The 13,106-nt window shown below is 42.5% G+C and carries 12 protein-coding genes; 6 read left to right on the plus strand and 6 right to left on the minus strand.

All coding sequences use genetic code 11. The annotated features are described in order from the left end of the window. Nucleotides 1-78: 78 nt before the first annotated feature. On the minus strand, nt 79-1,803 hold the full coding sequence (locus H3T84_RS04770) for a cation:proton antiporter (RefSeq protein WP_198218390.1): 1,725 nt from the start codon (nt 1,801-1,803) through the stop codon (nt 79-81). A gap of 332 nt (nt 1,804-2,135) precedes the next feature. Here H3T84_RS04770 and H3T84_RS04775 point away from each other — a divergent pair, with 332 nt between their 5' ends. Both H3T84_RS04775 and H3T84_RS04780 read left to right on the plus strand, forming a co-directional pair. Next, nucleotides 2,136-3,074 (plus strand): Dyp-type peroxidase, encoded by a 939-nt coding sequence (locus tag H3T84_RS04775; protein WP_198218391.1) that lies wholly within the window; start codon nt 2,136-2,138, stop codon nt 3,072-3,074. A 104-nt stretch (nt 3,075-3,178) separates the two neighbouring features. Beyond that, entirely contained in the window at nt 3,179-4,681 is a 1,503-nt protein-coding gene (locus H3T84_RS04780; RefSeq protein ID WP_100116860.1) for a sodium:proton antiporter, read from the plus strand. A gap of 64 nt (nt 4,682-4,745) precedes the next feature. Here H3T84_RS04780 and thrC read toward each other — a convergent pair whose 3' ends face one another. Both thrC and H3T84_RS04790 read right to left on the minus strand, forming a co-directional pair. Continuing rightward, nucleotides 4,746-6,161, minus strand: coding sequence for a threonine synthase (gene thrC, locus H3T84_RS04785; protein ID WP_198218392.1), 1,416 nt, complete (start codon nt 6,159-6,161; stop codon nt 4,746-4,748). 41 nt (nt 6,162-6,202) lie between these two features. Next, nucleotides 6,203-6,550 carry a hypothetical protein gene (locus H3T84_RS04790; protein WP_174833128.1) on the minus strand — a complete coding sequence of 116 codons (348 nt, stop codon included), beginning with the start codon at nt 6,548-6,550 and terminating at the stop codon, nt 6,203-6,205. Nucleotides 6,551-6,720: 170 nt separating this feature from the next. Here H3T84_RS04790 and H3T84_RS04795 point away from each other — a divergent pair, with 170 nt between their 5' ends. The 4 genes from H3T84_RS04795 to recX all read left to right on the plus strand — a co-directional run bounded on the left by H3T84_RS04795 (nt 6,721) and on the right by recX (nt 10,423). Then, nucleotides 6,721-8,034 carry a replication-associated recombination protein A gene (locus H3T84_RS04795; RefSeq protein WP_198218393.1) on the plus strand — a complete coding sequence of 438 codons (1,314 nt, stop codon included), beginning with the start codon at nt 6,721-6,723 and terminating at the stop codon, nt 8,032-8,034. After that, complete coding sequence (locus H3T84_RS04800) at nt 8,021-9,091, plus strand: aldose epimerase family protein (RefSeq protein WP_198218394.1); 1,071 nt, start codon at nt 8,021-8,023, stop codon at nt 9,089-9,091. The genes H3T84_RS04795 and H3T84_RS04800 overlap by 14 nt, the downstream gene beginning before the upstream one ends. 157 nt (nt 9,092-9,248) lie before the next feature. Beyond that, nucleotides 9,249-9,956 carry a phosphoglycolate phosphatase gene (locus H3T84_RS04805; protein WP_041880341.1) on the plus strand — a complete coding sequence of 236 codons (708 nt, stop codon included), beginning with the start codon at nt 9,249-9,251 and terminating at the stop codon, nt 9,954-9,956. Beyond that, nucleotides 9,953-10,423: a recombination regulator RecX gene (gene recX / locus H3T84_RS04810; RefSeq protein ID WP_174829989.1), complete on the plus strand. Its 471-nt coding sequence runs from the start codon at nt 9,953-9,955 to the stop codon at nt 10,421-10,423. The genes H3T84_RS04805 and recX overlap by 4 nt, the downstream gene beginning before the upstream one ends. A 150-nt stretch (nt 10,424-10,573) precedes the next feature. Here the strand turns inward: recX and H3T84_RS04815 are convergent, their stop codons facing one another. The 3 genes from H3T84_RS04815 to H3T84_RS04825 all read right to left on the minus strand — a co-directional run bounded on the left by H3T84_RS04815 (nt 10,574) and on the right by H3T84_RS04825 (nt 13,076). Continuing rightward, nucleotides 10,574-11,527: a bile acid:sodium symporter family protein gene (locus tag H3T84_RS04815; protein ID WP_198209555.1), complete on the minus strand. Its 954-nt coding sequence runs from the start codon at nt 11,525-11,527 to the stop codon at nt 10,574-10,576. 32 nt (nt 11,528-11,559) lie between these two features. After that, nucleotides 11,560-11,826, minus strand: a complete 267-nt coding sequence (gene rpsT, locus H3T84_RS04820; RefSeq protein ID WP_025330392.1) for a 30S ribosomal protein S20 — start codon at nt 11,824-11,826, stop codon at nt 11,560-11,562. A gap of 122 nt (nt 11,827-11,948) precedes the next feature. Then, complete coding sequence (locus tag H3T84_RS04825; RefSeq protein ID WP_198218395.1) at nt 11,949-13,076, minus strand: AI-2E family transporter; 1,128 nt, start codon at nt 13,074-13,076, stop codon at nt 11,949-11,951. Nucleotides 13,077-13,106 lie beyond the last annotated feature (30 nt).

The following is a 13,106-nucleotide window of genomic DNA, read 5'->3' on the forward strand; positions in this document are numbered from 1 at the left end:
TTTTCAGGATACTGGATTATTTTTAAAAACTAATAAAAAATTATATTTTTCTATTGGTATCAATGTCAGTTTTCAGACTTATCCGAATGCTTGCATAATTTCATTGGCCAGTAAGAGCTGACTGTCAACAACTTTAGTTGCCCCTGCCTGAATAAACAACTGTTTGTCCTGTTCATATCTGCTGAATGTGACTATGTGCAGTTGCGGATTAAGCGCGATAGCAGCCTTTATAATTGATATCACTTCAGTTTTATTCTGAATAGTTATAATCAGATTTTTAGCCTGAGCGACAAATACAGCGTCCAGCATCCCATCTGATAATGCATGCCCATAGGCAACGGGTATCTGACGTGCACGCAACTCTGTAACAACTTCTAAACGATTTTCCTGTACATAGACTGTTTCATTACGTGCATGTAAATGCCTGATTATTTCTTGTCCGACCGGGCCTGCACCCACCAACACCGTATGATCGCTCACCGCAGGAGCAATAGCCATATCTTCATCTACAAAATAGATTGAAACCGGCTTAATCGGTGCTGCTACTTTGGCATGAGGTTTATCTGATAATCGATTACTCTCGGACACAATGGTTGTAGCAGAAGTTTTTTGCTGTGACTGTTTTTCCAGATAGCGGTTGAGCCAGACAAATAAAAACGGGTTACAGATTATGGATATTAGTGCGCTACCCAGAATCAGATCACTGGCTAATTGCGGCAAAATATTGTATACCGCGCCCAGACTGGCAATCATGAAAGAAAACTCACCGATCTGAGCCAGCGCAACAGCAATTGTTAGTGCAGTTTGAGGCGGATAGCCGAATACACGCACAATCAAAAATGCTCCCGCACTTTTACCTATTACCACCACCAATAAAGTGGCTAATAGTAATAATGGATTACGGACAATAATACTAGGATCAAACAGCATACCCACTGAAACAAAAAACAGTACAGTAAAAAAATCACGTAAACCGCCGGATGCTTCTTCAGCAGTGTGATTCATACTGGTTTCGCTGATGATGGCTCCGGCAAAAAAAGCACCCAGAGCAAACGACACACCGAAGAAATAATTGGCCAGTATGGCACAGCCTAAAGCAATAGCAATGACAGCCAGACGAAACAACTCAGGACTTCCAGTGCTCACTACACGCTGTAAAGACCATGGAATTATTCTGCGACCAAGAAAAAGCATAACCAGTATAAATGCAATGATTTGCACTCCGGTTTTACCCAGCAAATAAAGCAAATTTGTACTGGAAACAGCACCCTCTCCTGATAAAACCGGCGCCAGAGCCGGAATCATCACCAGCACAAACACCATAGCAATATCTTCAACAATCAGCCAGCCGGTTGCAATTCTCCCCTGCGTAGAATCCCCCAAATGCCAGCGCTGTAAAGCCGCTATTAAGACAACAGTTGAAGCACAAGATAGAGCTAATCCAAAGACAATACCCGCACCTGTTGTCCAGCCGGCCAGATAGGCAAGGAACCAGCCAAGTAAGGTAGCTAAAACAATCTGGATAAGTGCACCCGGTATTGCTACCCGCTTAACCGCAAGTAAATCGCGAATGGAAAAATGCAGCCCCACCCCAAACATCAGCAAAATCACACCCAGCTCAGCCAACTGCTGTGATAAATGCATATCAGCAGTAAATCCTTTGGTATACGGTCCGACAATTATGCCGGCCAGCAAATAGCCGACCAGCGGGGGCATACGCAGCTTATGTGCGATATAACCGAGCACAAAGGCGAAAAATAAACCACCTACGATGGTTTCAACCAATGGAAATGAGTGATGCATTGCTTTCTCAGGGTAATAGTAAACAATAGTAAGCAATCTATACTAGCGGAAAAATATCAGCAAATAAAAGCTTTTATACGCTTTTAGGCTATAATTATCATATTTTATCGATAATTTTCATATCTTATATATAAGTACCCCCATTTATTAATTGCGTGACTAATACAGGCAGTGAGAAAAGCCGGATTTATTACTTGGTTCGGTTTACAGTACTGAACGTATTTACAGGCGATTTTTTATGACATAGTTAAAAATATTTAAATTCATGTCAGTTTTTACTTAATAACGTACGTTGATTTCATTATAATAATGGTTTAGGAAAGTATTTATTAATGACAATATACAGAACACCTTCAGTATTAGCTTATCCGGGTAAAAGTGCTTTATTTATTACGTTAGGGATACAGAATAATCAGGCAGCGATTAACAAGGTACTCGAATTTATTACTGGTTTTTCAGCGTTAGTACGCAGCATGCATGGCCGGTTTCATGATGAAAATTTTAATGCATTAATGGGGATTGGCTCGGAAGCCTGGGATAAACTGCGGCCGGGTAAACCAAAGCCTAAGGAACTAGTTCCTTTTACTGCTATTAAAGGCGAAAAACATACTGCCGTAGCGACAGCAGGCGATCTTTTCTTTCATATCCGTGCCGATCGTCAGGATATTTGTTATGAAATGGCCGCAATGATTGATGAATTACTGGCTGATGCGACTTATTCCATTGATGAAGTAAATGGTTTCCGTTATCTGGATGGTCGCGCTATCATCGGTTTTGTTGACGGTACCGAAAATCCGGAAGATGTATCCAAAGCAGAATATGCTCTGGTGGGTGATGAAGATCCGTTATTCCGCAACGGCAGTTATGCTTTTACTCAGAAATATCTGCATAACATGCAGGCATGGCGGCAACTATCAGTAGAAGAACAGGAAAAAGTCATTGGCCGGCGTCGTTTTAATGACATTGAGCTTTCTGATGAAGAAAAGCCGAAATCTGCACATAGTAACGTGAGTAAGGCTTATGATGCACAAGGCAACGAACTGAAAATTATTCGTGCCAATGTAGCATTTGCTCATCCGTCAAAAAATGAGTACGGTACGTTTTTTATCGGTTATGCACGTTCATTTGCAGTAACACGCCAAATGCTGCAGCATATGTTTACCGGAAATGCCGAAGGTCACGTAGACCGTCTGCTGGATTTCAGCACACCGGTAAGCGGCAGTCTCTATTTTATTCCAGCACCTGATTTACTGGATGAATTTGATTCGTAAGTTATTATTGCAAGTTTTGATTCAAGGGGAACCTGCTACAAACTGCGACAGATTCGATTCATCAGCAACTTATTACAATACTTAAATAAAGGAAAACTGTTTGCATGGGTAGTGTACTTTTTTTACAGGCAATAACGGTTATTTTTTCACTGTCTATTGTCACCACATTATTAAATAAACGCTTATTTGACATGCCGCAGGCCATTGGCGTACCGATTGTTTCAGCCATTCTGGTATTTGCACTGCAATGGGGCATGAATTTATTCGGACGCAATCATTTTATCCATGTAGATATCATGGCGTTAAAGGCAGCCGTAAGTCATATTAATTTTTATGATTTTCTGGTAAACGGCGTAATCTGTTTTATTCTGACTTCCTCTGCACTTAAATTTAAGATCTCTGATTTAAAACGCTACTGGCGACAAATTCTGATTCTGGCTACCCTCGGTTTATTGTTATGTTCAGTGTTATTCGGCGGTCTGCTTTATGGATTTCAGTTTCTGGTTGGTGATCCTGTACCTTTACTGGTGCTGCTGTTACTGGGCTCTGCTCTGGGTGCAACGGACCCTATCGGTATTAAAGGTGTACTGAGCTCAGTACGTACTCCGCGCCATTTAATGGTTAAACTGGAAGGTGAATCATTATTCAATGATGCCATGTGTATCGTAGTATTCATGACTATTCTTACCCTGATTAATGGTCAGCACGTTTCACCTTTTGGTGTTGTTGAAAACTTCTTTTATGAAATTGCTGTTGCTGTTATTATCGGCTTCATTTTCGGGATTGGCGCATTGCGTCTGTTGCATGGCAAACATGAAAATGAATCACTGATTCTGACAACAGCTTTGCTGGCTTCCGGCTCTTATCTGGTGGCTTATTTTGCTCATGCGTCCGGCCCGATTGCCTGTGTAGTCGGTGGATTGATTGTAGGAAATAAATGGCAGGAAGTTTTACAGAAAAAAGAAATAGATGATGTTAATAATTTCTGGCACGCTGTAGAAGGTATCATTAATTCATTTCTGTTCACCTTAATCGGTCTGGAACTGTTTATCGTTGATATGAGCAAAACTCTGGTTATCGGCGGTATCGTAGCTTTCGTATTACTGCATCTGAGCCGCTTTGCCGGAAACATACTGGCATTTATGTTGTTCCCAAAAGTTTATAAGAAAAGCTATCATGGCAGCCTTACCATTTTGTCATGGGGCGGTGTACGCGGTGGTATCTCTCTCGCCCTGATACTGGCTGTAGCCAATATGCCGGCACTGGCTAAATACAGCGATATTCTGGTTGGCTATACATTTATCTGTGTATTGCTTTCCGGTGTGGTATGCGGCCTTGGCTTACCGGAAATACTCAATGCATTTTATTACAATCCGAATGAACCAAAAACCGGGTTCAGGGGCTGGTATCAGCGCCAGTGCCACCGTTTCAACCGCAGCGGAGTGATGTACACTATTGAGGATCGTTCTGACGGGTCAGAATACATTTCTGTCTATAATCCTGTTGCAGTAGCTACAGCAGCGGCTAATCCAAGTGAAGAAATTGCGCTGACTCCTGAAGAACTAAAACAGAAAGTAGATAAACTGGAAAACCCAGATAATTTCTAACCTGAAAAACTAAGGCCGGCATAATTATGCTGGCCTTTAAAATTAAAAACGTTTATGTCTACTTTTATTTATCCAATTGTGTTTCCACAAACCGCTTAACCGCAGCCGCATCATTATTCATCACGGTAACATGCTGTGGTAAATCTTCAAGTCCGTCTAGATTATCAGGGCGCGGTATGGTTACATCACTTTCAACTGCCTCATGAATGGTCTGTGCAAATTTAGCTGCCAGAGCAGTTTCCAGACACACAATGATTTCGCCGGCTTCGCGCAAGTGTCGCGCTACCTTTACGCCATCTGCTGTATGTGGATCAATCAATTCATTGTCTTCCCGATACACCTGAGCAATGGTTTGCAAACGATCAGCATGAGTACTTTTACCAGCAGCAAAACCATACTGATGCTGAATTTTATTCAGCATATGGCTTAAATCAAATCCATTACCTGCTGCAACCTGCTGCCAGAGTTTTTGCACATGAGAACCATCATGGTCAAGCAAATCATAAACAAAGCGTTCAAAATTAGAAGCCTTGGAAATATCCATAGACGGGCTTGAAGTAACAAATGTATGTGCCGCATCACGGGGGCGATAATGGCCGGTATTGAAAAATTCATTCAACACATCGTTTTCATTTGTAGCAACAATCAGGCGATGAATAGGCAGACCCATACTTCGGGCAATATGCCCTGCCAGCACATTACCAAAATTACCACTGGGTACACAGAATGAAACCTTCTGTTCATTAGTACTGGTAGCCGCAAAATAGCCCTTAAAGTAATATACCACCTGCGCAACAATACGCCCCCAGTTAATAGAATTAACTGTACTTAAATGATAGTGTGCCTTAAAAGCATGATCATTCTGCAGCGCTTTTACAATATCCTGGCAATCATCGAACATGCCTTTAACAGCAATATTAAAAATGTTACCGTCTTTCAGACTATACATCTGAGCACGCTGGAAATCACTCATTTTTCCATATGGCGACAACATAAATACATTTACCCGTTTTTTGCCACGCAGAGCATACTCAGCAGCAGAACCGGTATCGCCACTGGTGGCGCCGATAATATTCAGGAAGCGGTTTTCACGTTCCAGCACATACTCAAACAAATTACCCAATAATTGCATGGCCATATCTTTAAATGCCAGCGTCGGACCATTTGAAAGTCCTTCAATCAGAATACCATCATGCAAAGTTCTGACCGGAGTGATTTCGTTACTTCCGAATATTTCTTTTGTATATGTCTTACTGACTATCTTCTGTAAATCTGCTTTGGGAATATCAGTAGCAAACAGACTGATAATCTGCATAGCCAGTTCAGCATAACTTAATGACCGCCACTCATGAAGAGTAAATGTATCAATATGCGGATAGGTTTGTGGTAATAATAAACCACCGTCATCTGCAAGGCCCGCCATTAATGCCTGACTAAAATTTTTTGGTGCTGTCTGCCCCCTGGTACTAATATATTTCATTGTTTCTCCTGTATGATTATTCAATCATCTTTGAGCTATAGTTAATAACGCTGTAAGCTTTGTCTGCATACTGTGGCAAAAGATGCAGAAAATTTACTTACCTTTTGCTGGCGGTTCTGCGAATTGATCATTTGTACAATTTCTTTAACATGCAGTTTGCGACTAGCATGCACAGCAATACAGTTACAATATTGCTTGCTTACATCAGGTACGTCAATTGATTCTGTTACTTGTTTGCTTACTGGCTGGCTAATCTGACGCTGACATTCCTGATTAATCATATATTCTGCAATACCAGATACAAGTCTCACTTTAGACTTTTTTTCATAGGTCATAAAAGCACCTATGGCAACCAAAATAAATACCAGTAAAAATAATATTTTATTCATAAATTTTATTCAGTTTAATCAAATTAGAGTCTAAAACACAATTTTTCTCTTTAATATTATATATATATTTTTTTGCATTATACCCATAATCCGATGGTTACCAGCCCTGCAAAGTTTTCATAATCAGGTACAATATATTACACGAATTATCGTGTACTGAATGACACGTTATGGATTTATTTAATCAGAAACCTTTACCACCACTGGCAGAACAGTTACGCCCGAAAAATCTGAACGAAGTAATCGGGCAGCAACACCTGATTGGTGCAGGTAAACCTCTGCGTGTTGCTGTAGAAACCGGACATCTGCATTCCATGCTGTTATGGGGTCCTCCCGGCGTGGGTAAAACCACTCTGGCACGGATTCTGGCACAAAGCTTTAATGCTCTGTTTATTCCTTTATCAGCGGTTTTTTCCGGAGTAAAAGAAATCCGTACTGCGGTTGAAAAAGCTCAGTTGGCTTTACAACAGGGACAACGCACCATACTTTTTGTCGATGAAGTACATCGCTTTAATAAATCACAGCAGGATGCATTTTTACCTTATGTCGAAAACGGCTTATTTACTTTTATAGGCGCTACAACAGAAAATCCTTCTTTTGAGGTTAATCCGGCACTGCTAAGCCGATCACAGGTGTATACCCTGCACTCACTCAGCATTGAAGAACTGAAACAATTGCAAAATAAAGTTTTCAGCCTGCCTGAGTTTCACTCATTCAGTATCAGCTCGGATGCACAGACATTAATCCTTAACAGCGCTGATGGTGATGGCCGGCGTTTTCTGAATTTACTGGAACAACTGATTCATACCGCACAAGCACAGCAGCAAACTGAAATTAGCGCAGAGTTAACTGCCGGCAGTCTTGGCACGCAATTACGCCGTTTTGATAAAGGCGGCGACAGCTTCTACGAACAAATTTCTGCACTGCATAAATCAGTACGCGGATCTCATCCAAATGCCGCTCTGTACTGGTTTACCCGGATGCTGGATGGTGGTGCTGATCCCCGCTATCTGGCAAGACGTATAATCCGTATGGCATGGGAAGATATTGGTCTGGCTGATCCAAGAGCGATGCAAATAGCCAATGATGCAGCGCAGACTTTTGAACGACTCGGCAGCCCTGAAGGGGAACTGGCTCTGGCGCAGGCAGTACTGTATCTGGCGTGTGCGGCAAAAAGCAATGCCGGTTATGTTGCGTATAACGAAGCCTGTGCTTTTGTCAAAAAACACCCGTCCAATGAAGTACCGGTTCATTTACGCAATGCACCGACTAAGTTAATGAAAGAGCTGGGCTACGGGCGTGAATACCGCTATGCCCATGATGAACCTAATGCCTATGCGGCCGGAGAAACCTATATGCCTGAAGGGATGGATGAACCGGCATTCTATCAGCCGGTAGCTCGCGGGCTGGAAATTAAAATCGCCGAAAAACTGGCGTTCTTACATAATCTTGATGAAGAGGCCGGACAGAATGAAATCAAATGAACATTCATTATGTACGATTAGTACTCAGCCATTTGGTTTGGTAGACGGTGAAAGTGCCACATTGTGGACACTGACAAACAGTCAGGGGATGCAGGTATCTGTTATGGATTTCGGTGCCATAGTTACCTCGATCATCATGCCTGACAGAGGTTGCAATCCTGTGCAATGTGTTCTGGGTTTCAATAATGCTGAGGATTATACCAGCACCAGTTATCGTACCAACAATCCCCATCTGGGCGCTGTAATCGGACGGCATGCCGGACGCATCAGCTTTGCCCATGCACCGCTCAACCATGAACTGCTCCACCTGACTGCTAATCAGGGAGAACATCATATGCATGGCGGATATACTGGTTTTGATCAGAAGTGGTGGAAAGTATGTGCTACCCACAATGATGAACATTGCGCTTCGGTTACCATGCAGCTTTTTAGTGCCGATGGTGAGGAAGGCTATCCGGGTAACCTGAATGTACAGGTATGCTATACCCTGACAGTAAATAACGAACTGAATATTGATTTCAGCGCTGAATCAGATCGTGATACTTTAATTAATCTGACTCAGCATAGTTATTTTAATCTGGCTCTGAGAGAAAGCACGATCAGCGAACATCAATTATGGCTGTTACCACAAGAAGTCATCGTGACTGATAAAGAAATGATACCAACTGGTGATATTCATAAAGCACCGGCAACGCTTGATTTCCATTCAGCACGTCCCATAGGCAGCAGCATTATTGATACGGCCTATGTATTACCTCCAAATTCAACAAACAACATTGTTGCGCGCTTAAGTGCTCCGGATACCGGTTTGTCCATGGCGGTAAAAACAGATGCGCCTGTAATGGTGGTCTATAATGCCCAAAATCTGCCTGAGCAGCAGATACCGGCACGTAAATCACTTCTGCCATTTGCAGCAATTTGTTTTGAACCGCAAGGCTATACAGATGCTCCGAATCACCATGCATTTCCGAATAATATTCTGCATGCCGGTACAAAGTTTAAACAGCATATAGCTTATATATTCAGCCGTGATCCCATTCAGCCAGTTATAAACTAACTGCAACCGGATTAATTGCCTGTAGTTTTATCCGGCTATGTCTGAACCTTAATAATACCGGATTGCTAAACAGAGTAATATACTGTTACCGGCAGCCTTACTGGTTATTTGAACATGATAAAATAAGCATGTCTTTTACCCAATCAATAAGCCAATCATGAAATGGAATGATATTCATGCCATAGCATTCGATCTGGATGGTACCCTGGTCGATTCAATCGCCGATTTATGTGCTGCTGCCAATCATATGCGCGCGGAACTAGGACTGTCACCACTGCCAGAATCTGAACTGACTACCTATGTAGGTGACGGTTTATCCAGCCTTGTACACCGGGCTCTCAGTGGTGATCGGGACGGTCTGGTGGATGAAACAATCTGGACACAGGGATTTACTGCTTTTATTTCCTATTACCGTACTCATTTGAGTGTTCACACCCGCCCCTATCCTGAAGTAGAAACCGCACTGGCATTATTCCGTGCCCGTGGTTTGCCTTTAGCAGTAATCACAAATAAAAATGAAATTCTGGCAGTGGAATTATTATGTGAGCTTGGATTGGCTGATTCATTCAGTTTGGTTGTGGGTGGTGATACACTGGCTGAAAAAAAACCTTCTCCTATGCCTTTATTGCACACAGCAGAAGTATTAGGCGTACCTATCGGAAATTTACTGATGGTTGGTGACTCTGCTAATGATATTCTGGCAGCTAAAGCAGCCGGAGCTTTAAGCTGTGGCGTCACATGGGGTTATGCAGATATGGCACAGCTGGCAAAAAACACACAGACTAAACCGGACATTATTGTTGATCATCTGCCTCAGATTGATGATGGCATACGTCATCATGCTAACAGCGAAATCCGCGCATGAAGCAAAAAACCAGTTTACGTGCCCGTGCTATTGCCCTACTGGCACGGCGGGAAATCAGCAGAGCTGAGCTGGCACGTAAACTGCATCCTTATGCAGATGAAAACGACAATCTTGAAGCATTACTGGATGAACTGGCACAAAAGCACTGGCAATCAGATGAGCGATATACGGAAACTTATATCAATAGTAAAAGCCGGCTGCATGGTAATCTGCGTTTAGAGCAAAGCTTGAAGCAAAAAGGTGTGGATGCAGCTCTGATTGCAGATTATTTACCGGACAGAGAACAACAGATAAATAATGCTATAGCTGTTTTGCAAAAAAAATATCGTCAGCCTCCCGCTGACTTAAAAGAAAAACATAAATGTATGCATTTTCTTGCTTACCGCGGTTTTAGTATGGATATTATTCACTCAGCTATCCGGCAGGCGTGGGCTGATACTTCGCTGCCTGACGAAGATGAATACTGATTATAATGCCAGGTACTGACTGCACATCCTAAAATACAAAATTTCGTCTATATACATACAAAATCAATACCTGTACATTTAATTCAGCAAAGCATTATTCAATAAAAAAGCCCGGACTCATAACCGGGCTTTTTGGGTATGTCAAATTAATTAATGTAAACTGACATCTTCACGTTTCACATGGTCGTTACTTGTACCTGTAGGCTTTCCCGACCAGTAGCTGGCGAGAAACGAACCGGAAATATTATGCCATAATGAAAATATTGCGCCCGGTAAAGCAGCCATCGAACCAAAAAAGTTAGATCCCAATACTGCTGCCAGACCAGAATTCTGCATCCCTACTTCCAGAGCCAGTGTGCGACAGATGGATTTATCAAAACCAAACAACCGTCCCCCCCAGTAACCGCCAATCAGCCCTAAAGCATTATGCAAAATCACACCAATAACAACAATTACCGTCTTTATTCCGATTTTATCGCTGCTTAATGACACCACAGTTGATAGCACAATAATAATCATACACATCGTTATCAGTGGCAGTGAAGGTATAATTTTTTTTACCAGTTTCGGCGCAAAATAATTAATGCTTACCCCTATAGCAATAGGTAAGGCAACAATCAGCAAAATTTCCCTGAGCATATTTACGACAGGTACTTCAATTGATGCTGCTATATAAAGTTTTGCCAATAGTGGTGTAGCAAAAATGCCCACTACAGTAGACAAGGCACTGATTGTGACAGACAGTGCAACATCACCTTTGGATAAAAACACCATCACATTCGAAGCAGTACCACTGGCCACACACCCTACCAGCACCATTCCTGCCTGCAATTCTGGCGACATGTTCAGCAATCTGGCAATCAGCCATGCGGCCAGTGGCATAATCAGATAATGCAGACCAATACCTGCCGCAATAGGCGCCGGCCGCTTCAATACCCGGGTAAAATCCTCAATTCTCAGCGTCATGCCCATGGATAGCATCACCAGCATCAACATTTCAGAAATATAAGATTTCAGAGGAATAAAAACGGCAGGATTATAATAGGCAAAGATAGAACATAAGGCTGCCCACAATGGGAACAGCCTCGTGATAATAGCAATCATGAGAATCGTCTCATGCAATGACAAAAATCAGCTTAAGCAGCCATAGCCTTGATTTTGGCAGCCAGACGGCTTTTATGACGTGCAGCTTTATTTTTATGGAAAACACCTTTATCAGCAATGCGATCAATCACTTTAACGCTCTCGCTGTAGGTAACCTGAGCAGCTGCTTTGTCACCAGCTTCAACGGCTTTCAATACTTTTTTAACCGCAGTGCGAAAAGCGGTACGCAAGCTAGCGTTATGGGCACGTTGTTTCAGTGCCTGACGGGCGCGCTTACGAGATTGTGCACTATTGGCCATCAATATCTCCTAACATACATATACAAATCATGAAACGCAGAATTTTAATGACTTCACAGCATAAATGCAAGTACTGGTGTTGTTTTTTTCAGCAGGCAACATATAAAAACAAGAAGCCAAGATTATCTGTCCTGCTGTGTTTTTTCATCCTTGATTATGCTATTTTCCGGCAATTTGCGGAAATAATCACTTCTCCAGTACGCCTGAGTTCCTTCCCGAATCAATACCAGACATATAGCAGCCAGTGGTAACGCCAGCAGCATACCGACAAAACCAAGTAACTGCCCGAATGCCATCAATGAGAAAATAACCCAGAACGGAGACAGACCAATTCTGTCACCCACAATTTTCGGAGTGACAAAGAAGCTTTCCAGAAACTGACCAATGGCAAATACACCCCAGACAAGTAATAGTCCTGTCCAGCCATCAAACTGCAATAATGCTGCCAGCGTGGCCAGCAGCAGACCGGTAAAAGCACCCAGATAAGGCACAAACACCAGCAAACCGGCAACCATACCTATGGCAAATCCGGATTCCAGCCCTACCAATGCCAGCCCCAGACCATAAACCATGCCCATAATTACCATTACCAGCAATTCGCCGCGAAGGAATTCGCCCAATACCGTATCCATATTGGTAGCGATACGATTATAAGTAGGTAAGGCACGGCGCGGAATCAGATGACGGATACCGGAGGTCCAGCGATTCCAGTCCAGCAGAAAATAATATAAAAGAAAAGGCAGTAACAGCAGATTGGTCACCCACTCTATCATACCACTGCTATGCTGCCATACTACAGGTAAAACTTTTGAAGCGGCATCTTTAATGCTGGCATTATGAGTTTGAATCCATTGTGCTACATACTTGGACATATAATCCGCATCCCAGCGGATACGGATATGAAATGTCTGATTAAGCCATGGAACAAGACTGTGATGCACCCAGTCGAGAAAAGCCGGCAGTTTCTCATAAATACTATCCAGCAAATTAATCAGCATCGGTATCACAATCAGCAGCAAAATCACAATAACACTCAGCCCCAGAAACATCACCAACATTGCTGCTAGCGAGCGGGAAATCTTAAGACTATGCAGTTTTACTACCAGCGGATTTAAAATATAGGCCAGTACTCCGGCTGCGGCAAAAGGCATTAAAATCGGTTTTAGTCCTATAAACAGACTGATGGTTGCCAGCAGCACCAACCCACCTATAATCCAGGGTGCAATACCAGAAGAGGTTTTGCTGTTCATATTCATTCAATTGTACTCATACTGATTAAT

Origin of the sequence: Snodgrassella sp. M0110 (genome assembly GCF_016101465.1) — a bacterium.
GTDB lineage: Bacteria > Pseudomonadota > Gammaproteobacteria > Burkholderiales > Neisseriaceae > Snodgrassella > Snodgrassella alvi.

What these genes read in the sequence shown, in the direction of transcription:
- H3T84_RS04770 (WP_198218390.1), bottom strand. Translation starts at nt 1,803, where the DNA reads ATGCATCACTCATTTCCATTGGTTGAAACCATCGTAGGTGGTTTATTT.
- H3T84_RS04775 (WP_198218391.1), top strand. Translation starts at nt 2,136, where the DNA reads ATGACAATATACAGAACACCTTCAGTATTAGCTTATCCGGGTAAAAGT.
- H3T84_RS04780 (WP_100116860.1), top strand. Translation starts at nt 3,179, where the DNA reads ATGGGTAGTGTACTTTTTTTACAGGCAATAACGGTTATTTTTTCACTG.
- thrC (WP_198218392.1), bottom strand. Translation starts at nt 6,161, where the DNA reads ATGAAATATATTAGTACCAGGGGGCAGACAGCACCAAAAAATTTTAGT.
- H3T84_RS04790 (WP_174833128.1), bottom strand. Translation starts at nt 6,550, where the DNA reads ATGAATAAAATATTATTTTTACTGGTATTTATTTTGGTTGCCATAGGT.
- H3T84_RS04795 (WP_198218393.1), top strand. Translation starts at nt 6,721, where the DNA reads ATGGATTTATTTAATCAGAAACCTTTACCACCACTGGCAGAACAGTTA.
- H3T84_RS04800 (WP_198218394.1), top strand. Translation starts at nt 8,021, where the DNA reads ATGAAATCAAATGAACATTCATTATGTACGATTAGTACTCAGCCATTT.
- H3T84_RS04805 (WP_041880341.1), top strand. Translation starts at nt 9,249, where the DNA reads ATGAAATGGAATGATATTCATGCCATAGCATTCGATCTGGATGGTACC.
- recX (WP_174829989.1), top strand. Translation starts at nt 9,953, where the DNA reads ATGAAGCAAAAAACCAGTTTACGTGCCCGTGCTATTGCCCTACTGGCA.
- H3T84_RS04815 (WP_198209555.1), bottom strand. Translation starts at nt 11,527, where the DNA reads ATGATTGCTATTATCACGAGGCTGTTCCCATTGTGGGCAGCCTTATGT.
- rpsT (WP_025330392.1), bottom strand. Translation starts at nt 11,826, where the DNA reads ATGGCCAATAGTGCACAATCTCGTAAGCGCGCCCGTCAGGCACTGAAA.
- H3T84_RS04825 (WP_198218395.1), bottom strand. Translation starts at nt 13,076, where the DNA reads ATGAACAGCAAAACCTCTTCTGGTATTGCACCCTGGATTATAGGTGGG.